The following is a 17,361-nucleotide window of genomic DNA, read 5'->3' on the forward strand; positions in this document are numbered from 1 at the left end:
TCAGGCGGCAGTCGTACGTGTGAGGCCGCGCGAATCGAGCACGGCGACGATGCGTGCAGTGACCTCGTCGAGGGAACCGACGCCGTCGATCGTCTCGACGATCCCGCGCTCGCCATAGACACCGAGGATCGGGGCCGTTTCGCGCTCGTAGATGCCGAGCCGGTTGGCGATGACCTCTTCGGTGTCATCTGTGCGGCCCTGCTCCTGCGCACGCAGCGACAGGCGGGCGATGCTCTCTTCACGCGGTACACGCAGCTCGATGACGGCGTCGAGCTGCTCGCCGCGCTCCGACAGGAATGCATCGAGGTCGGCGACCTGGCCGAGGTTGCGCGGATAGCCGTCGAGGAGGAAGCCGCCGGCGGCATCAGGCTCCGCCAGCCGCGCTCGGACGACGGCCGAGGTGAGCTCGTCGGGAACGAGGTCGCCGGCTTCGATGATCGCCGTGACCTGCTTGCCCAGCTCGGTGCCACCCGCGATCGCGGCCCGGAACATGTCACCGGTCGAGATCGCAGGGACGCCCGCCTCTTCGGCGATCCGGATGCCCTGCGTACCCTTGCCTGAGCCCTGCGGCCCCACGATCAGCAGACGGGCCGCACCCCCTTCAGCCTTTCGGGCCGTCATCGGAGCAGTCCCTCGTAGTGGCGCTGCTGCAGCTGGGCGTCGATCTGCTTCACGGTCTCGAGCCCGACACCGACGATGATCAGGATCGACGCGCCACCGAACGGGAAGTTCTGGTTGGCGCCGACGGCGGCAAGCGCGATGAGCGGCAGCAGGGCGATGAGACCCAGGTACATCGAGCCGGGCAGCGTGATGCGAGTGAGCACGTAGTCGAGGTACTCGGCGGTGGGACGACCGGCACGGATGCCGGGAATGAACCCGCCGTACTTCTTCATGTTGTCGGCGACCTCGACAGGGTTGAACGTGATCGCAACGTAGAAGTACGTGAAACCGACGATGAGCAGGAAGTAGATCAGCATGTAGAGCGGGTGATCGCCCTTGGTGAGGTACTGCTGGATCCACGACACCCAGCCGGGGACTTCGCCGTTGGCGTTCGGCTGCTGGTTGAACTGCGCGATGAGCGCGGGGATGTAGAGCAACGACGAGGCGAAGATCACGGGCACCACACCGGCCATGTTGACCTTGATGGGGATGTAGGTGTTCGTGCCGCCGTACGTGCGACGACCGACCATTCGCTTGGCGTACTGCACGGGGATTCGGCGCTGGGACTGTTCGACGAAGACGACGAGAGCCACGACGACGATGCCGACCGCGAGGACGAGGAGGAAGACCTCGAAGCCGCGCGACTGCCAGATGGCCCACATGGCGACCGGGAAGGACGCTGCGATCGACGTGAAGATGAGGATCGACATGCCATTGCCGATTCCGCGCTCGGTGACGAGCTCGGCGAACCACATGATGAGGCCGGTGCCGGCGGTCATCGTGATGATCATGAGCAGCTGCGCCCACCATGCATCGTTCGTGAGGAGGTTCTGGCACTCGGGGATGTTGGTGCTGCCGAACAGCTGTCCGCTGCGCGCGACCGTGACCAGCGTGGTGGACTGCAGGAGTGCCAGCGCGATCGTGAGGTAGCGGGTGTACTGCGTCAGGCGCGACTGGCCGGACTGGCCCTCTTTGTAGAGGGTCTCGAAGTGCGGGATCACCACGCGCAGCAACTGCACGATGATCGTCGCCGTGATGTATGGCATGACGCCGAGGGCGAAGATCGACAGCTGCAGCAGAGCGCCGCCCGAGAATAGGTTCACGAGGGACAGCAGTCCCTCGGTGCCGCTCGTCTGCGCGAGGCAGGACTGCACGTTGGGGAAGTCGACGAAGGGCGACGGCACATGCGCACCGAGGCGATACAGGGCGATGATCGCCAGAGTGAATGCGATCTTCCGACGAAGGTCGGGTGTACGGAAGACCCGCGCGATGGCGCTGAACAAGAGGATGCCTCCAGAGGGGATGCTGACGCGCGCTGGGCGCCTCAATCTCCAGGGTAACCCAGTGGGGGCCGGAGCATGCTCCGGCCCCCACAAGGTGGACTACTTGACCGAACCGCCCGCGGCGACGATCTTCTGCTCGGCAGAACCCGAGACCTTATCGACCGAGACGTTCAGCTTGACGGCGATGTCGCCGGTGCCGAGCACCTTGACCTTCTCGTTCTTGCGCACGGCGCCCTTGGCCACCAGGTCGATGACGGTGACGTCCCCGCCCTTCGGGTAGAGCTCGGACAGCTTCTCGAGGTTCACGACCTGGTACTCCACGCGGAACGGGTTCTTGAACCCGCGCAGCTTGGGGGTGCGCATGTGCAGAGGCATCTGCCCACCCTCGAACCCGGCCTTGACCTGGTAACGGGCCTTCTGGCCCTTGGTGCCACGGCCCGCGGTCTTTCCCTTGGAACCCTCACCGCGACCCACTCGGGTCTTGGCGGTGTTGGCTCCGGGGACCGGACGCAGGTGGTGCACCTTGAGGACACCGGGACGCGATGCGACAGCATCCGTCTTCGGCTTCGCCGTCTTCGGAGCGGCAGACTTCTTGTCTGCCGCAGCCGTCGTCGGCGCCTTCTTCGGGGCTGCCTTCTTGGGGGCGGCCTTCTTGGGGGCCTCCACCTCGACGGCGTCGTTGTTGTCAGCCTTGTCGGCCATCAGTCGATCTCCTCAACCTTGACGAGGTGGGCGACGGTCTTGACGTAGCCGCGCGTCTGCGCGTCGTCGGGGCGGACGACGAAGTCGTTGATCCGCTTGAGACCGAGGCTGCGCAGCGTGTCACGCTGGTTCTGCTTCTCACTCACCTTGGACTTGATCTGTGTCACCTTGAGACGGGCAGCCATCAGGCACCTACCTTCGCGGCGGCGGCGGCAGCAGCCTCCGCACGGACGAGACGCGCGGGCGCGACCTGGTCGAACTCGAGACCGCGACGAGCGGCGACCGCACGAGGCTCCTCGAGCTGCTTCAGGGCAGCAACCGTCGCGTGGACGATGTTGATCGTGTTCGACGAGCCGAGCGACTTCGACAGGACATCGTGGATGCCTGCGCACTCGAGCACGGCGCGCACCGGGCCACCGGCGATAACACCGGTACCGGCAGCGGCCGGGCGCAGGAGCACCACACCGGCAGCGGCCTCACCCTGCACGGGGTGCGGGATGGTCGAGCCGACGCGGGGCACGCGGAAGAAGTTGCGCTTGGCCTCTTCGACACCCTTGGAGATGGCCAGGGGCACCTCACGGGCCTTGCCGTATCCGACGCCGACGACGCCGTTTCCGTCGCCCACGACCACGAGGGCCGTGAAGCTGAAGCGGCGACCGCCCTTGACGACCTTCGACACACGGTTGATGGTGACGACGCGCTCCAGGAACTGGCTCTTATCGGCATCACGTGCGCCCCGGTCGCGCTGGTTGGCGTTGCGCTCACGACCGCCGCGGCGGGGCTCGCGCTCGCGCTCGGTGGTCGCCTCGGCGGGCGCGGTCTGCTCGGCGGGCGCTGCCTGCTCGGCGGACGGCTCGGTGGCGGTCACTTCAGTCTCCAGATTGTTGTTGGTCACATCGCTCACAGGTTCAGACCTCCCTCACGGGCGCCGTCCGCGATAGCGGCGACGCGACCCGCGTAGCGGTTGCCACCGCGGTCGAACACGGCATCCGCGATGCCGGCGGCCTTGGCGCGCTCGGCGACGAGCTCGCCGACCTTGTGCGCCTTGGCGGTCTTGTCACCGTCGAAGGCACGCAGGTCGGTCTCGAGCGTCGAGGCCGAGGCGACCGTGAGGCCCTTGCTGTCGTCCACGAGCTGCACGAACACGTGCCGTGCCGAACGGGTGACGACCAGGCGAGGACGATCGGGGGTGCCGACGACCTTCTTGCGGAGGCGGGTGTGACGACGCGAACGGGCGTCGCTCTTTGACTTGACAGCCATGGTTACTTACCACTCTTTCCGGCCTTGCGACGAACGACCTCGCCGGCGTACCGCACACCCTTGCCCTTGTAGGGCTCCGGCTTGCGGATCTTGCGGATGTTCGCGGCCGCCTCGCCGACGGCCTGCTTGTCGATGCCGCTGACGGTCACCTTGTTGTTGCCCTCGACCGTGAGCGTGATGCCCGCGGGCGGCTCGACCAGCACGGGGTGCGAGAAGCCCAGGGCGAACTCGATCGAGCCACCCTTCTGAGCGACGCGGTAACCGGTGCCGACGACCTCGAGGCCCTTGGTGTAGCCCTGGGTGACGCCGATGATGTTGTTGTTGATCAGTGTGCGGGTGAGGCCGTGCAGCGAACGCGACTCGCGCTCGTCGTCGGGGCGGGAGACCAGGATCTGGTTCTCTTCGACCTTGACCTCGATGGGGCGCGAAACGGTGAGCGCGAGCTCACCCTTCGGGCCCTTGACCGCCACATCCTGGCCGTCGACCGTGATGGTCACGCCGGCGGGGATGTCGATGGGAAGACGTCCGATACGAGACATCGCGGGTCACCACACGTAGGCGAGAACTTCTCCGCCCACGCCCTTCTGCTCGGCCTGACGGTCGGTGAGAAGACCGGAGGAGGTGGACAGGATGGCGACACCCAGGCCACCGAGGACTGTGGGGATCTCAGTCGACTTCGCGTAAACGCGCAGGCCGGGCTTCGAGACGCGCTTGATGCCGGCGATCGACCGCTCGCGGTTGGGGCCGTACTTCAGCTCCAGCGTGAGGGTCTGGCCGACGCGTGCGTCCTCGATCTTCCAGGAGTCGATGTAGCCCTCCTGCTTGAGGATCTGGGCGATGTTCGTCTTCAGCTTCGAGCTCGGCAGCGACACGGAGTCGTGGTGTGCCGAGTTCGCGTTGCGCAGACGGGTCAGCATGTCTGCGACCGGGTCTGTCATTGTCATGTGCTTTTCCTTTGTTCACCAGGTTTCGACGGGCTTTCCGAGCCCGCCGACCTGTGGTGGTGGGTATTACGCCTGTGCGTCGTCCGAACGGAACGGGAAGCCCAGGTGACGCAGCAGCGCCCGGCCCTCGGCATCCGTCGTCGCGGTCGTGACGACCGTGATGTCGAAGCCGCGCACGCGGTCGATCTTGTCCTGATCGATCTCGTGGAAGACCGACTGCTCCTGCAGGCCGAACGTGTAGTTGCCGTGGCCGTCGAACTGCTTGGGCGAGAGGCCGCGGAAGTCGCGGATGCGGGGCAGAGCCAGCGACACGAGACGGTCGATGAACTCCCACGCACGGTCGCCACGAAGGGTGACGTGCGCGCCGATCGGCTGTCCCTCACGCAGCTTGAACTGCGCGATCGACTTGCGGGCCTTCGTGACGATCGGCTTCTGGCCGGTGATCTTGGTGAGGTCGTCGACCGCACCATCGATCACCTTGCCGTCGCGAGCCGCCTCGCCGACGCCGGTGTTGACGACGACCTTGACCAGGCCGGGCGTCTGCATGACGTTGGCGTAGCCGAACTCCTCCTGCAACGCCTTCTTGATCTCGTTGTTGTACTTCTGCTTCAGGCGCGGCTGGCCGGCGCCCTTGGGCTGCCCTTCCAGTGAAGTGCCAGCCGACGCGGCAGTTGTGGTGCTCATCAGAGGTCCTTGCCTGATTTCTTCGCGTAGCGAACACGGACGGTGCGCTTCACGCCGTCCTTGATCTGCTCCTCGACGCGGTGGCCGACGCGGGTCGGCTTCTTGCTCGAGGGGTCGACGATCGCGACGTTGGAGATGTGGATGGGGGCCTCGAAGGTCTCGATGCCACCGGTCTTGGTGCCGCGCTGGGTCTGGCCCACGCGGTTGTGCTTCGTGACGAAGTTCACGCCTTCGACGATGACGCGGTTCTGCTCGGCGATGACCTCGAGGACCTTGCCCTGCTTGCCGCGGTATCCGCCACGCTCGGGCTTGGCGCCCGTGATGACCTGAACCAGGTCACCCTTCTTGATGTTCGCCATGATCAAATGACCTCCGGGGCGAGCGAGACGATCTTCATGAACTTCTTGTCACGAAGCTCACGACCGACCGGTCCGAAGATGCGGGTGCCGCGGGGCTCCCCGTCGTTCTTCAGGATGACGGCGGCGTTCTCGTCGAACTTGATGTAGGAGCCGTCGGGACGACGGGTCTCTTTGACGGTGCGGACGATGACGGCCTTGACCACGTCGCCCTTCTTGACGTTGCCACCGGGGATCGCGTCCTTGACGGTCGCGACGATGGTGTCGCCCAGACCCGCGTAGCGGCGCTTCGAGCCACCGAGCACGCGGATGGTGAGCAGCACCTTGGCGCCGGTGTTGTCGGCGACCTTTACTCGGGATTCCTGCTGAATCATGTCTTACTCCTTGGGTTCCAAGTGGGCCGAGGGCCTACTTGGCCTTCTCGAGGATCTCGACCAGGCGCCAGCGCTTGGTGGCGCTGAGCGGACGGGTCTCGTTGATGAGCACGAGGTCGCCGATGCCGGCGGTGTTGGCCTCGTCGTGGACCTTGACCTTCGACGTGCGGCGGATGACCTTGCCATAAAGCGGGTGCTTCACGCGGTCTTCGACCTCGACGACGATCGTCTTGTCCATCTTGTCGCTCGTGACATAGCCACGACGCGACTTGCGGTAGCCACGGGCGTCGGCGTCACGCACGTCGTGCGCGGACCCCTCGTGTCCGGAGGACACCGCCGGAGCGACCTCGACCTCAGCGGCTTTGGCCGCAGCGGTCTTCTTGGGCGCAGCCGCCTTCTTCGGGGCGGCGGGCTTCTTCTCAGCAGCCGTCTCAGTGGTCTCAGCCATTACTCGGCCTCTTCCTTGGTTTCGACGGGCTCAGCCGCGGCTGCCGGAGCATCCGCCTTCTTGGCCCTCGTCTTCTTCGCCTTCGTCGTCGTGTCCACGGGAGCGGGAGTGGCACGGATGCCGAGCTCGCGCTCACGGATCACGGTGTAGAGCCGCGCGATGTCGCGCTTGACCGCACGGATGCGGCCGTGGCTCTCGAGCTGGCCGGTGGCCGACTGGAAGCGCAGGTTGAACAGCTCTTCCTTGGCCTTGCGCAGCTCCTCGACGAGGCGCTGGTCTTCGAACGTGTCGAGCTCGCTGGGAGCGAGCTGCTTGGTGCCGAGCGCCATTATGCGTCGCCCTCCTCGCGCTTGATGATGCGTGCCTTCAGGGGCAGCTTGTGAATGGCACGGGTCAGGGCCTCGCGAGCGAGCTGCTCGTTGACACCGGCGACCTCGAAGAGGACGCGACCCGGCTTGACGTTCGCGACCCACCACTCGGGCGAACCCTTACCGGAACCCATGCGGGTTTCGGCCGGCTTCTTGGTGAGCGGACGGTCGGGGTAGATGTTGATCCACACCTTTCCACCGCGCTTGATGTGACGGGTCATCGCGATACGAGCGGACTCGATCTGACGGTTCGTCACGTAAGCGGGCGTGAGCGCCTGGATGCCGAACTCGCCGAACGACACGGTGGTGCCTCCGGTGGCCTGGCCCGAGCGACCCGGGTGGTGCTGCTTGCGGTACTTGACCTTGCGGGGAATAAGCATCAGGCAGACGCTCCTTCTGCGACGGGGGCCTCGTTGCGGGGGCCACGGCGACGGTCGCCACCGCGGTCATCGCGACCACGGGGCGCCTTGGGAGCGTTGGCCTGCTCGCGAGCGAGTTCCTTGTTGGTGAGATCGCCCTTGTAGATCCAGACCTTCACGCCGATGCGGCCGAAGGTGGTCTTGGCCTCGTAGAAGCCGTAGTCGATGTTCGCGCGCAGCGTGTGCAGCGGCACACGACCCTCGCGGTAGAACTCCGACCGGCTCATCTCGGCGCCGCCGAGACGGCCCGACACCTGGATGCGGACACCCTTGGCGCCGGCGCGCTGAGCACCCTGCAGACCCTTGCGCATTGCGCGGCGGAACGCCACACGTGCGGAGAGCTGCTCTGCGATGCCCTGGGCGACGAGCTGAGCATCCGCCTCGGGGTTCTTGACCTCGAGGATGTTCAGCTGGATCTGCTTGCCGGTGAGCTTCTCGAGGTCGGTGCGGATGCGCTCGGCTTCGGCGCCGCGGCGACCGATCACGATGCCCGGACGGGCGGTGTGGATGTCGACGCGGACGCGGTCACGCGTGCGCTCGATCTCGATGTTGCTGACACCGGCACGGTCGAGGTTCTTCTGCAGAAGCTTGCGGATCCGGATGTCTTCCGCCACGTAGTCGGCGTAACGCTGACCGGGCTTCGTCGAGTCCGAGAACCACCGCGACACGTGGTCGGTCGTGATACCCAGGCGGAAGCCGTACGGGTTTACCTTCTGGCCCATTACTTGCTCGCCTTCTTGGTCTTGGTGCCTGCGGATGCTGCGCTCGACGCGTCAGCGACCTCGGGCGTCGAGAGCACGATCGTGATGTGACTCGTGCGCTTCTTGATCTGGAACGCGCGGCCCTGGGCGCGGGGCTGGAAACGCTTGAGCGTCGTCCCCTCGTCCACGAAGGCGTTCTTGACGAACAGGTCCTGGTCATCCAGGTACTCGTTCGCGCTGTCGGCCTTGACGCGAGCGTTGGCCATTCCGGACTCCACGAGCTTGTAGATCGGCTCGCTCGCGCTCTGCGGCGCGAACTTCAGGATCGCCAGCGCCTCGAGGGCCTGCTTGCCCTTGATGAGCGCGACGACACGACGAGCCTTCTGAGGCGTAACGCGGATGTGTCGCACGCGTGCGATGGACTCCACCATTTCTCTCTCCTCCTCAGTCGCCTTAGCGGCGACGGCCCTTCTTGTCGTCCTTCACGTGGCCGCGGAAGGTGCGGGTGGGCGCGAATTCGCCCAGTTTGTGACCGACCATCGTCTCGCTCACGAACACGGGGATGTGCTTGCGACCGTCGTGGACGGCGATCGTGTGGCCGAGCATGGCCGGCACGATCATCGATCGGCGCGACCAGGTCTTGATCACGTTCTTGGTACCGGCTTCGTTCTGAACGACGACCTTGCGGAGCAAGTGCTCGTCGACGAAGGGGCCCTTCTTAAGACTGCGTGGCATCTTCCTCTACTCCTACTTGCGCTTCTTGCCGGCGTTGCGACGGCGGACGATGTACTTGTCGCTCTCGAGGTTGGCGTGGCGCGTGCGGCCTTCCTTCTGGCCCCACGGCGTCACGGGGTGACGTCCACCGGACGTCTTGCCCTCGCCACCACCGTGCGGGTGGTCGACCGGGTTCATCGCGACACCGCGGACGGTCGGGCGGATGCCCTTCCAGCGGTTGCGGCCGGCCTTGCCCCAGTTGATGTTCGACTGCTCGGCGTTGCCGACCTCGCCGATCGTCGCGCGGCAGCGAGCATCCACATTGCGGATCTCGCCGGACGGCAGACGGAGCTGCGCGTACGGGCCGTCCTTGGCGACCAGACGCACCGAGGCGCCGGCCGAACGCGCCATCTTCGCGCCGCCACCGGGACGGAGCTCGATGGCGTGGATGACGGTACCGGTCGGGATGTTGCGCAGCGGCAGGTTGTTGCCGGGCTTGATGTCGGCGCCGGGACCCGACTCGACGATGTCACCCTGCGACAGCTTGTTGGGCGCGATGATGTAGCGCTTCTCGCCGTCCGCGTAGTGCAGGAGAGCGATGCGAGCCGTGCGGTTGGGGTCGTACTCGATGTGAGCGACCTTCGCGTCGATGCCGTCCTTGTCGTTGCGACGGAAGTCGATCACGCGGTACTGGCGCTTGTGGCCACCACCGATGTGACGCGTCGTGATGCGGCCCTGGTTGTTGCGACCACCGGTCTTGCTGAGCGGGCGGAGGAGCGACTTCTCAGGCGTCGATCGGGTGATCTCGGCGAAGTCGGCCACCGACGAGCCGCGGCGACCCGGGGTCGTGGGCTTGTACTTGCGAATAGCCATGTTCTCTAGTCCTCTGTCCCGACCGTCAGCCGACTGCCGTGAAGATGTCGATGGTGCCCGACTTCAGCGTGACGATGGCGCGCTTGGTGTCTTTGCGCTTTCCGGTGCCGAAGCGGGTGCGGCGGGCTTTGCCCGTGCGGTTGAGCGTGTTGACCGCTGCGACCTTGACGCCGAAGATCTTCTCGATGGCGAGCTTGATCTCGGTCTTGGTCGCGCGGGTGTCCACGTAGAAGGTGTACTTGCCCTCGTCGATGAGCCCGTAGCTCTTCTCCGAGACGACCGGCTTGAGGATGATGTCGCGCGGGTCTTTGTTCACAGCGATGTTCGACGTGGTCATGCCGAAACCTCCTCGGTGGAGCCGGCCTTCGAAGCGACGAACGCCTCATAGGCAGCCTTGGTGAAGACGATGTCGTCCGAGACGAGAACGTCGTAGGCGTTGAGCTGGTCGAACGAGAGCACGTGGACGTACGCGAGGTTGCGCACGCTCTTGACGGTGATCTCGTCGCCGCGCTCGATGACGACCAGGACGTTCTTGGTCGCCGACAGGTCGGTCAGCACGGCGGCAGCGGCCTTGGTCGACGGCGCGCCCTCGATCGCGAAGGACTCGATGACGTGCAGACGTGAACCGCGAGCACGATCGCTGAGCGCGCCCAGCAGGGCTGCGGCGATCATCTTCTTGGGGGTGCGCTGCGAGTAGTCGCGCGGCTTCGGGCCGTGGACGATGCCACCGCCGGTCATGTGCGGTGCGCGGATCGAGCCCTGACGGGCGTTACCCGTGCCCTTCTGCTTGAAGGGCTTGCGGCCGGCACCCGAGACCTCGCCGCGACGCTTGGTCGAGTGCGTGCCCTGGCGAGCCGCCGCGCGCTGCGCAACGACGACCTGGTGGATGAGCGGGATGTTCGTCTTGACGTCGAAGACCGTGGCGGGCAGCTCGACAGAGCCTGCCTTCTTGCCGTCGGCGGTGAGGACGTCGAGCGCGAGAGTCGAGTCGGCCATGGAACTAGGCCCCCTTCACTGCGTTGCGGACGTAGACGATGCGGCCGCGCGCGCCGGGTACAGCGCCCTTGACGAGCAGCAGACCCTTCTCGGCGTCGACGGCGTGCACCGTGAGGTTGAGGACGGTCACGCGCTCGCCACCCATACGGCCGGCCATGCGCATGCCCTTGAAGACGCGGCTCGGGGTCGACGATGCGCCGATCGAACCGGGCTTGCGGTGGTTGCGGTGCGAACCGTGCGAAGCCGAGACGCCCTTGAAGTTGTGGCGCTTCATGACACCGGCGAAGCCCTTGCCCTTGCTCGTGCCGACGACGTCGACGAGCTGGCCGGCCTCGAAGGTGCCATCGACCGTGAGCTCCTGGCCGAGCGTGTACTCGGCGGCGTCAGCGGTGCGGACCTCGGTGATGTGACGGCGCGGCGTGACGCCGGCAGCCTCGAAGTGCGCGGTCAGCGGCTGGTTCACCTTGCGGGGGTCGATCTGGCCGTAGGCGATCTGGACGGCGTTGTAGCCGTCCTTCTCGGGCGTACGGATCTGGGTGACCACGTTCGGCGCGAGCTCGATGACGGTGACGGGGATGAGCTTGCCGCTCTCGTTCCACACCTGGGTCATGCCGAGCTTGGTGCCCAGCAGTCCCTTCGAAATCTTGGAGTTGATGTCAGTCATGTCGAGCCTCAGAGCTTGATCTCGATGTTGACATCGGCAGGAAGGTCGAGGCGCATCAGCGAGTCCACGGCCTTCGGCGTCGGGTCGATGATGTCGATCAGACGCTTGTGGGTGCGCATCTCGAAGTGCTCGCGGCTGTCCTTGTACTTGTGCGGCGACCGGATGACGCACACGACGTTCTTCTCGGTCGGAAGGGGCACGGGGCCCACGACTGTCGCGCCCGCACGGGTCACGGTGTCGACGATCTTGCGGGCCGACGAATCGAGGCCGGCGTGATCGTACGACTTCAGGCGAATGCGGATCTTCTGTCCCGCCATTGTCTGCTCTCTCTCTTTACGCGTCGTACGTGCTCGATTCGAGCCGCATTGGACGCACCGGGGCGCGGGAGGGTGCTCCCTCGCCCTTTGGCACTTCGCACACCGTGTCGCCACGGCGATGCTGCACCACTGTTCTGCTGTCAATCCGGATGCCGGAGCCCCCGGTCCCTCATCCGCGCACGCACGCGTGCCCCCGGCAAGCCGGAGTGAATGTGGGATGTGGTTCTGCTGCCCGCGGCCTAGGACCCTGCGCCCGACCCCCCGGAGAGGGTGACGCCGCCTATGCACTGCCCTGGCAGTGATCCGGGGCACGCTGAGCGACCGCCGGAATGTGGAACCTCACTAGTGTACGTGGAGCCCGGGCGTGTCGCAAACCCGGGCGTGTCGCGGGAGGCCACACTCGGTCATGTCCCAGCCCGATACGCCGTCCACCCGCTCCCGCGGACGCGGAAACGGCCCGGGAGTCGCCTCCCGGGCCGTTCCGAGGTGTTCAGCTTGCGAGTGTCACTCGTTGCCGATCGCCTTGTCGACGTTGGCGCGGACGTCGTCCACGGTGCCGTGGGCGCCTTCCGGAGCGATCTTCTTGACGAAGTCGGCCGCAGCATCCAGCGCGTTGTCGCTGATGCCCTCGGCCTGTTCGCTCTTCAGCGCCTCGCCGATCTTGTCCTTGTTCTGGTCCAGGAACTCTTTGCCCTGGTTGACGAGATCCTCGATACCCATACGCGCTCCTTCCGCGCCCCCGAGCGGAGGCTTCGGTGTCCATATTGGCGGGGCCACGGCATCCACCGCCACCCCCTTCGCGGCACACACGCCACCCGGACAGCGAAAGACCCCCGGGCGAGCCCGAGGGTCTTTCGTGTGAAGCAGGTACTACTTGATGATCTTCGTCACCGTGCCGGCGCCGACGGTGCGGCCACCCTCACGGATCGCGTAGCCGAGGCCCTCTTCCATGGCGATGGGCTGGATCAGCTCGACCGTCATGTCGGTGGTGTCGCCGGGCATGACCATCTCGGTGCCGTCCGGCAGCGTGATGACGCCGGTGACGTCGGTGGTGCGGAAGTAGAACTGCGGGCGGTAGTTCGTGAAGAACGGGTTGTGGCGTCCGCCCTCCTCCTTGGACAGGATGTACGCCGTGCCCTCGAAGTTGGTGTGCGGGGTGACCGAACCGGGCTTGACGACGACCTGGCCGCGCTCGACGTCGTCACGCTTGGTGCCGCGCAGGAGCAGACCACAGTTCTCGCCGGCCCATGCCTCGTCGAGCTGCTTGTGGAACATCTCGATACCGGTGACGATCGTCTTCTGCGTCGGGCGCAGACCCACGATCTCGACCTCGGAGTTGATCGCGAGGGTACCGCGCTCGGCGCGACCCGTCACGACCGTGCCACGACCGGTGATCGTGAAGACGTCCTCGATGGGCATGAGGAAGGGCTTGTCCTTGTCACGCACCGGGTCGGGGATGGACTCGTCGACGGCCTCCATGAGGTCGAGGATGGCCTGGGTCCAGGCCTCGTCGCCCTCGAGGGCCTTCAGGCCCGAGACGCGCACGACGGGAGCGTTGTCGCCGTCGAAGTCCTGGCTCGACAGGAGCTCGCGAACCTCGAGCTCGACGAGCTCCAGGATCTCTTCGTCGTCGACCATGTCGGACTTGTTCAGTGCGACGAGCAGGTACGGAACGCCGACCTGCTTGGCCAGCAGGACGTGCTCGCGCGTCTGCGCCATCGGACCGTCGGTGGCGGCGACGACGAGGATCGCGCCGTCCATCTGAGCCGCACCGGTGATCATGTTCTTGATGTAGTCAGCGTGACCCGGGGCGTCGACGTGCGCGTAGTGGCGCTTCGGCGTCTCGTACTCGACGTGCGAGATGTTGATCGTGATACCGCGCTGACGCTCTTCCGGCGCGGAGTCGATCGACGCGAAGTCGCGCTGCACGTTGGTCGACGACGGGTACTTGTCAGCGAGCACCTTCGAGATCGCCGCGGTGAGCGTGGTCTTGCCGTGGTCGACGTGACCGATCGTTCCGATGTTCACGTGCGGCTTGGTCCGCTCGAACTTGGCCTTAGCCACTGGGTCCTCCTCAGGACGTTCATGTAGAAGCTCCGGGCGCTGGTTTGCGACCGGGTCTCTACGGGGATTGGTTTCTACCTTAGTAGAGACGGTTGTGTTGGATCTGTGTGAAGTTGTGGGGGTGGATGCCGGGGCCCGACCCTGCGAAGGCCCGAGCCCCGGCATCCAGGGCTATTCGCCCTTGTTCTTCTGGACGATCTCGTCCGCGACCGCGCGCGGCACCTCGGCGTAGCTGTCGAACTCCATGGAGTAGACGGCGCGGCCGGAGGTCTTGGAGCGGAGGTCGCCGATGTAGCCGAACATCTCCGACAGCGGGACGAGGGCCTTGACGACCTTGACGCCCTGCGCATCTTCCATCGACTGGATCTGACCGCGACGCGAGTTCAGGTCGCCGATGACGTCGCCCATGTACTCCTCAGGCGTACGCACCTCCACGCCCATGATCGGCTCGAGGATCACGGGGTTCGCCTTGCGGGCGGCCTCCTTGAAGCCCATCGAGCCGGCGATCTTGAACGCCATCTCGGACGAGTCGACGTCGTGCGACGCACCGTCGAGCAGGATCGCCTTCACGCCCACCATGGGGTAGCCGGCGAGCACGCCGACGTTCATCGCGTCCTGGAAGCCCTGGTCGACCGGAGCGATGTACTCGCGCGGGATGCGACCACCGGTGACCTTGTTCTCGAACTCGTAGGTCGTCTCGGCCGTGACGGCGAGCGGCTCGAGCGCGAACTGGATCTTGGCGAACTGCCCCGAACCACCGGTCTGCTTCTTGTGCGTGTAGTCGTGACGCTCGATGGCCTTCTTGATCGTCTCGCGGTACGCGACCTGCGGCTTGCCGACGTTCGCCTCGACGCGGAACTCGCGCTTCATGCGATCGACCAGGATGTCGAGGTGCAGCTCGCCCATGCCCTTGATGACCGTCTGACCGGTGTCGGAGTTCTGCTCGACGCGGAACGTCGGGTCTTCCTCCGCGAGCTTCTGGATCGCGAGACCCAGCTTCTCCTGGTCGGCCTTCGTCTTGGGCTCGATCGCGACCTCGATGACCGGCTCGGGGAACGTCATCGACTCGAGCACGACCTGGTGCTGCGAATCGGAGAGCGTGTCGCCCGTCGTCGTGTCCTTGAGACCGATGACCGCGTAGATGTGACCGGCCGTGACCGAATCGACCGGGTTCTCCTTGTTGGCGTACATCTGGAAGATCTTCCCGATGCGCTCCTTCTTGGACTTGGTCGAGTTGACGATCTGCGCACCCGAGTCCAGGTGACCGGAGTACACGCGGATGTAGGTGAGCCGACCGAAGAAGGGGTGCGTCACGATCTTGAACGCCAGAGCCGTGAAGGGCTCTTCGCGGTCGGCGTGGCGCGGGATGACGATCTCTTCGTTCTTCGGGTCGTGCGCCTCGATGGCGGGCACGTCCAGCGGCGACGGGAGGTAGTCGATGACCGCGTCGAGCATCGGCTGCACGCCGCGGTTCTTGAACGCGGAGCCGCACAGCACGGGATAGATCTGCGACGACACGGTGAGCTTGCGGATGGCGCCCTTGATCTCGGCGACCGTGAGCTCTTCACCACCGAAGTACTTCTCGAGCAGCACGTCGTCGGTCTCGGCGACGGTCTCGAGCAGCTTCTCGCGGTACTCGGCGGCCTTGTCGGCGAGATCGGCGGGGATCTCCTGGATGTCGTACTTGGCACCCATGGTCACGTCGCCCTTGGCGTCGCCGGCCCAGACCAGCGCGCGCATCTCGACGAGGTCGATGACACCGACGAAGTCGTTCTCGGCGCCGATGGGCAGCTGGATGACCAGCGGCTTGGCCTTGAGCTTGTTGACGATCGTGTCGACCGTGAAGTAGAAGTCGGCGCCCAGCTTGTCCATCTTGTTGACGAAGCAGATACGCGGGACGTCGTACTTGTCGGCCTGACGCCAGACGGTCTCGGACTGGGGCTCCACGCCCTCTTTGCCGTCGAAGACGGCGACGGCACCGTCGAGCACGCGGAGCGAGCGCTCGACCTCGACCGTGAAGTCCACGTGGCCGGGGGTGTCGATGATGTTGATCTGGTTCTTGTCCCAGAAGCAGGTCACGGCGGCGGACGTGATCGTGATGCCGCGCTCCTGCTCCTGCTCCATCCAGTCGGTGGTCGAGGCGCCGTCGTGGGTCTCGCCGATCTTGTGGTTGGTGCCCGTGTAGTACAGGATGCGCTCGGTCGTCGTCGTCTTGCCGGCATCGATGTGCGCCATGATGCCGATGTTGCGGACCTTTGTGAGGTCGGTGAGCACGTCTTGTGCCACGGGGATTTCCTTACTCGTTGTGTCGGGTGGATCGCTTCGTCTCGCTCCGCTCGCTCAACGACCGGGTGATCCGGTCGTTGAGCGAGCGAGGTACGAGCGAGACGAAACGCTCGAAGACTGTTACCAGCGGTAGTGCGCGAAGGCGCGGTTCGACTCGGCCATCTTGTGGGTGTCTTCACGGCGCTTGACCGCGGCACCCAGGCCGTTCGAGGCATCCAGGATCTCGTTCTGGAGGCGCTCGGTCATCGTCTTCTCACGACGACCCTTGGCGTAGCTCACGAGCCAGCGCAGGGCCAGCGTGTTCGCACGGTGCGGCTTGACCTCGACCGGCACCTGGTAGGTCGAGCCACCGACGCGGCGGCTCTTGACCTCGAGGGTGGGGCGGACGTTGTCGAGCGCCTTCTTCAGCGTCGCGACGGCGTCCTGGCCGCCGTTCTTGGCCTCAACGCCACGCAGGGCGGTGTAGACGATCGACTCGGCGATGGACTTCTTGCCGTCGACGAGGATCTTGTTGACGAGCTGGGTGACGATGGGTGCGCCGTAGACCGGGTCGTTGACGACGACGCGGCGAGGAGCTGGTCCCTTGCGAGGCATGTTCCTTAACCCTTCTTCGCGCCGTAGCGGCTACGGGCCTGCTTGCGGTTCTTGACGGCCTGGGTGTCCAGGGCGCCGCGGACGATCTTGTAACGGACGCCCGGGAGGTCTTTCACACGGCCGCCGCGCACGAGCACGAGCGAGTGCTCCTGCAGGTTGTGGCCTTCGCCGGGGATGTACGCGGTGACCTCGGTGCCGTTGCGGAGCTTGACACGGGCGACCTTGCGCATCGCGGAGTTCGGCTTCTTGGGCGTCGTGGTGTACACGCGGGTGCAGACACCCGCCTGCTGGGGGTTCGACTTGAGCGCCGGCGCCTTGGTCTTGCTGACCTTGGGCGAGCGTCCCTTGCGAACCAACTGCTGAATGGTTGGCACGTTCTCTCCTTGTTGTGCTGCACGGTGACAGCGTTCGTGTTCTCTCCCCGACGCATCCGAATCTTGCGATTCATTGCGGGTCGGGTTCACGTGGATCCACCGGCACGACACAATGGCTGTCGTCCTCGTTGGTGGATATGCCGTGGGGGTTGACCTGTTCGCAGGTCGGTTCCCATGAGATGCGGCGTCCGCCACCCTCCACCGCATCAAGGCACATCGGCACCGAGGCACAGCACAGGGCGCGCGTGAGCGCACACCCTCCCATGATACGCGCCCGCGA

The 17,361-nt window shown here is 65.6% G+C and carries 27 protein-coding genes; all 27 read right to left on the minus strand.

Annotation, left to right across the window (positions count from 1 at the left end; genetic code table 11):
- The 27 genes from F6B43_RS10325 to rpsL all read right to left on the minus strand — a co-directional run bounded on the left by F6B43_RS10325 (position 1) and on the right by rpsL (position 17,081).
- Complete coding sequence (locus F6B43_RS10325) at positions 1-621, minus strand: adenylate kinase (protein WP_150448856.1); 621 nt, start codon at positions 619-621, stop codon at positions 1-3.
- Positions 618-1,943: a preprotein translocase subunit SecY gene (gene secY, locus F6B43_RS10330; RefSeq protein WP_150448857.1), complete on the minus strand. Its 1,326-nt coding sequence runs from the start codon at positions 1,941-1,943 to the stop codon at positions 618-620. The genes F6B43_RS10325 and secY overlap by 4 nt, the downstream gene beginning before the upstream one ends.
- A gap of 99 nt (positions 1,944-2,042) precedes the next feature.
- Positions 2,043-2,645 (minus strand): 50S ribosomal protein L15, encoded by a 603-nt coding sequence (gene rplO, locus F6B43_RS10335; RefSeq protein WP_150448858.1) that lies wholly within the window; start codon positions 2,643-2,645, stop codon positions 2,043-2,045.
- Positions 2,645-2,830, minus strand: a complete 186-nt coding sequence (gene rpmD / locus F6B43_RS10340) for a 50S ribosomal protein L30 (RefSeq protein ID WP_150448859.1) — start codon at positions 2,828-2,830, stop codon at positions 2,645-2,647. The genes rplO and rpmD overlap by 1 nt, the downstream gene beginning before the upstream one ends.
- Positions 2,830-3,549: a 30S ribosomal protein S5 gene (rpsE, locus tag F6B43_RS10345; protein WP_150448860.1), complete on the minus strand. Its 720-nt coding sequence runs from the start codon at positions 3,547-3,549 to the stop codon at positions 2,830-2,832. Before rpsE ends, rpmD begins: the two co-directional genes overlap by 1 nt.
- A complete protein-coding gene (rplR, locus tag F6B43_RS10350; protein ID WP_150448861.1) occupies positions 3,546-3,905 on the minus strand; it encodes a 50S ribosomal protein L18 in 360 nt (119 codons plus the stop codon). Before rplR ends, rpsE begins: the two co-directional genes overlap by 4 nt.
- 2 nt (positions 3,906-3,907) lie before the next feature.
- The gene (gene rplF / locus F6B43_RS10355; protein ID WP_150448862.1) at positions 3,908-4,444 is read right to left on the minus strand and encodes a 50S ribosomal protein L6; all 537 of its coding nucleotides are present in this window, start codon (positions 4,442-4,444) and stop codon (positions 3,908-3,910) included.
- A 6-nt stretch (positions 4,445-4,450) separates the two neighbouring features.
- The gene (gene rpsH, locus F6B43_RS10360; RefSeq protein WP_150448863.1) at positions 4,451-4,849 is read right to left on the minus strand and encodes a 30S ribosomal protein S8; all 399 of its coding nucleotides are present in this window, start codon (positions 4,847-4,849) and stop codon (positions 4,451-4,453) included.
- Positions 4,850-4,915: 66 nt separating this feature from the next.
- Positions 4,916-5,533 (minus strand): 50S ribosomal protein L5, encoded by a 618-nt coding sequence (gene rplE, locus F6B43_RS10365; RefSeq protein ID WP_246159906.1) that lies wholly within the window; start codon positions 5,531-5,533, stop codon positions 4,916-4,918.
- A complete protein-coding gene (rplX, locus tag F6B43_RS10370) occupies positions 5,533-5,892 on the minus strand; it encodes a 50S ribosomal protein L24 (protein ID WP_150448864.1) in 360 nt (119 codons plus the stop codon). The genes rplE and rplX overlap by 1 nt, the downstream gene beginning before the upstream one ends.
- A gap of 2 nt (positions 5,893-5,894) precedes the next feature.
- Entirely contained in the window at positions 5,895-6,263 is a 369-nt protein-coding gene (gene rplN / locus F6B43_RS10375) for a 50S ribosomal protein L14 (protein ID WP_150448865.1), read from the minus strand.
- Between the two features lie 34 nt (positions 6,264-6,297).
- Positions 6,298-6,711 (minus strand): 30S ribosomal protein S17, encoded by a 414-nt coding sequence (gene rpsQ, locus F6B43_RS10380; RefSeq protein ID WP_246159907.1) that lies wholly within the window; start codon positions 6,709-6,711, stop codon positions 6,298-6,300.
- Positions 6,711-7,040: a 50S ribosomal protein L29 gene (gene rpmC, locus F6B43_RS20020; RefSeq protein ID WP_150448866.1), complete on the minus strand. Its 330-nt coding sequence runs from the start codon at positions 7,038-7,040 to the stop codon at positions 6,711-6,713. The genes rpsQ and rpmC overlap by 1 nt, the downstream gene beginning before the upstream one ends.
- Positions 7,040-7,459 (minus strand): 50S ribosomal protein L16, encoded by a 420-nt coding sequence (gene rplP / locus F6B43_RS10390; protein ID WP_150448867.1) that lies wholly within the window; start codon positions 7,457-7,459, stop codon positions 7,040-7,042. Before rplP ends, rpmC begins: the two co-directional genes overlap by 1 nt.
- A complete protein-coding gene (gene rpsC / locus F6B43_RS10395; protein WP_150448868.1) occupies positions 7,459-8,220 on the minus strand; it encodes a 30S ribosomal protein S3 in 762 nt (253 codons plus the stop codon). The genes rplP and rpsC overlap by 1 nt, the downstream gene beginning before the upstream one ends.
- The gene (gene rplV, locus F6B43_RS10400; protein WP_150448869.1) at positions 8,220-8,630 is read right to left on the minus strand and encodes a 50S ribosomal protein L22; all 411 of its coding nucleotides are present in this window, start codon (positions 8,628-8,630) and stop codon (positions 8,220-8,222) included. Before rplV ends, rpsC begins: the two co-directional genes overlap by 1 nt.
- Before the next feature lie 22 nt (positions 8,631-8,652).
- Positions 8,653-8,934 carry a 30S ribosomal protein S19 gene (gene rpsS / locus F6B43_RS10405; RefSeq protein WP_056117683.1) on the minus strand — a complete coding sequence of 94 codons (282 nt, stop codon included), beginning with the start codon at positions 8,932-8,934 and terminating at the stop codon, positions 8,653-8,655.
- A 12-nt stretch (positions 8,935-8,946) separates the two neighbouring features.
- Entirely contained in the window at positions 8,947-9,786 is an 840-nt protein-coding gene (gene rplB, locus F6B43_RS10410) for a 50S ribosomal protein L2 (RefSeq protein ID WP_150448870.1), read from the minus strand.
- A 25-nt stretch (positions 9,787-9,811) separates the two neighbouring features.
- Positions 9,812-10,123, minus strand: coding sequence for a 50S ribosomal protein L23 (rplW, locus tag F6B43_RS10415; RefSeq protein ID WP_150448871.1), 312 nt, complete (start codon positions 10,121-10,123; stop codon positions 9,812-9,814).
- Complete coding sequence (gene rplD, locus F6B43_RS10420; protein ID WP_150448872.1) at positions 10,120-10,782, minus strand: 50S ribosomal protein L4; 663 nt, start codon at positions 10,780-10,782, stop codon at positions 10,120-10,122. Before rplD ends, rplW begins: the two co-directional genes overlap by 4 nt.
- Positions 10,783-10,786: 4 nt before the next feature.
- The gene (rplC, locus tag F6B43_RS10425) at positions 10,787-11,446 is read right to left on the minus strand and encodes a 50S ribosomal protein L3 (protein WP_150448873.1); all 660 of its coding nucleotides are present in this window, start codon (positions 11,444-11,446) and stop codon (positions 10,787-10,789) included.
- 8 nt (positions 11,447-11,454) lie between these two features.
- Complete coding sequence (rpsJ, locus tag F6B43_RS10430) at positions 11,455-11,763, minus strand: 30S ribosomal protein S10 (protein ID WP_013584016.1); 309 nt, start codon at positions 11,761-11,763, stop codon at positions 11,455-11,457.
- Between the two features lie 504 nt (positions 11,764-12,267).
- Entirely contained in the window at positions 12,268-12,483 is a 216-nt protein-coding gene (locus tag F6B43_RS10435) for a hypothetical protein (RefSeq protein ID WP_150448874.1), read from the minus strand.
- 150 nt (positions 12,484-12,633) lie between these two features.
- Complete coding sequence (tuf, locus tag F6B43_RS10440; protein ID WP_150448875.1) at positions 12,634-13,827, minus strand: elongation factor Tu; 1,194 nt, start codon at positions 13,825-13,827, stop codon at positions 12,634-12,636.
- A gap of 171 nt (positions 13,828-13,998) precedes the next feature.
- Positions 13,999-16,113: an elongation factor G gene (fusA, locus tag F6B43_RS10445; protein WP_150448876.1), complete on the minus strand. Its 2,115-nt coding sequence runs from the start codon at positions 16,111-16,113 to the stop codon at positions 13,999-14,001.
- 120 nt (positions 16,114-16,233) lie between these two features.
- Positions 16,234-16,707, minus strand: a complete 474-nt coding sequence (gene rpsG / locus F6B43_RS10450) for a 30S ribosomal protein S7 (RefSeq protein ID WP_150448877.1) — start codon at positions 16,705-16,707, stop codon at positions 16,234-16,236.
- Positions 16,708-16,712: 5 nt separating this feature from the next.
- Positions 16,713-17,081 (minus strand): 30S ribosomal protein S12, encoded by a 369-nt coding sequence (rpsL, locus tag F6B43_RS10455; protein ID WP_013584051.1) that lies wholly within the window; start codon positions 17,079-17,081, stop codon positions 16,713-16,715.
- Positions 17,082-17,361 lie beyond the last annotated feature (280 nt).

The sequence above is a fragment of the Microbacterium rhizomatis genome (assembly GCF_008710745.1).
Lineage (GTDB): Bacteria > Actinomycetota > Actinomycetes > Actinomycetales > Microbacteriaceae > Microbacterium > Microbacterium rhizomatis.

Bases quoted from the DNA above. Each gene is read 5' to 3' on its own strand.
- F6B43_RS10325 (WP_150448856.1), bottom strand. From the start codon at position 621: ATGACGGCCCGAAAGGCTGAAGGGGGTGCGGCCCGTCTGCTGATCGTG.
- rplO (WP_150448858.1), bottom strand. From the start codon at position 2,645: ATGGCCGACAAGGCTGACAACAACGACGCCGTCGAGGTGGAGGCCCCC.
- rpmD (WP_150448859.1), bottom strand. From the start codon at position 2,830: ATGGCTGCCCGTCTCAAGGTGACACAGATCAAGTCCAAGGTGAGTGAG.
- rplR (WP_150448861.1), bottom strand. From the start codon at position 3,905: ATGGCTGTCAAGTCAAAGAGCGACGCCCGTTCGCGTCGTCACACCCGC.
- rplF (WP_150448862.1), bottom strand. From the start codon at position 4,444: ATGTCTCGTATCGGACGTCTTCCCATCGACATCCCCGCCGGCGTGACC.
- rpsH (WP_150448863.1), bottom strand. From the start codon at position 4,849: ATGACAATGACAGACCCGGTCGCAGACATGCTGACCCGTCTGCGCAAC.
- rplE (WP_246159906.1), bottom strand. From the start codon at position 5,533: ATGAGCACCACAACTGCCGCGTCGGCTGGCACTTCACTGGAAGGGCAG.
- rplX (WP_150448864.1), bottom strand. From the start codon at position 5,892: ATGGCGAACATCAAGAAGGGTGACCTGGTTCAGGTCATCACGGGCGCC.
- rplN (WP_150448865.1), bottom strand. From the start codon at position 6,263: ATGATTCAGCAGGAATCCCGAGTAAAGGTCGCCGACAACACCGGCGCC.
- rpsQ (WP_246159907.1), bottom strand. From the start codon at position 6,711: ATGGCTGAGACCACTGAGACGGCTGCTGAGAAGAAGCCCGCCGCCCCG.
- rpmC (WP_150448866.1), bottom strand. From the start codon at position 7,040: ATGGCGCTCGGCACCAAGCAGCTCGCTCCCAGCGAGCTCGACACGTTC.
- rplP (WP_150448867.1), bottom strand. From the start codon at position 7,459: ATGCTTATTCCCCGCAAGGTCAAGTACCGCAAGCAGCACCACCCGGGT.
- rpsC (WP_150448868.1), bottom strand. From the start codon at position 8,220: ATGGGCCAGAAGGTAAACCCGTACGGCTTCCGCCTGGGTATCACGACC.
- rplV (WP_150448869.1), bottom strand. From the start codon at position 8,630: ATGGTGGAGTCCATCGCACGCGTGCGACACATCCGCGTTACGCCTCAG.
- rpsS (WP_056117683.1), bottom strand. From the start codon at position 8,934: ATGCCACGCAGTCTTAAGAAGGGCCCCTTCGTCGACGAGCACTTGCTC.
- rplB (WP_150448870.1), bottom strand. From the start codon at position 9,786: ATGGCTATTCGCAAGTACAAGCCCACGACCCCGGGTCGCCGCGGCTCG.
- rplW (WP_150448871.1), bottom strand. From the start codon at position 10,123: ATGACCACGTCGAACATCGCTGTGAACAAAGACCCGCGCGACATCATC.
- rplD (WP_150448872.1), bottom strand. From the start codon at position 10,782: ATGGCCGACTCGACTCTCGCGCTCGACGTCCTCACCGCCGACGGCAAG.
- rplC (WP_150448873.1), bottom strand. From the start codon at position 11,446: ATGACTGACATCAACTCCAAGATTTCGAAGGGACTGCTGGGCACCAAG.
- rpsJ (WP_013584016.1), bottom strand. From the start codon at position 11,763: ATGGCGGGACAGAAGATCCGCATTCGCCTGAAGTCGTACGATCACGCC.
- F6B43_RS10435 (WP_150448874.1), bottom strand. From the start codon at position 12,483: ATGGGTATCGAGGATCTCGTCAACCAGGGCAAAGAGTTCCTGGACCAG.
- rpsG (WP_150448877.1), bottom strand. From the start codon at position 16,707: ATGCCTCGCAAGGGACCAGCTCCTCGCCGCGTCGTCGTCAACGACCCG.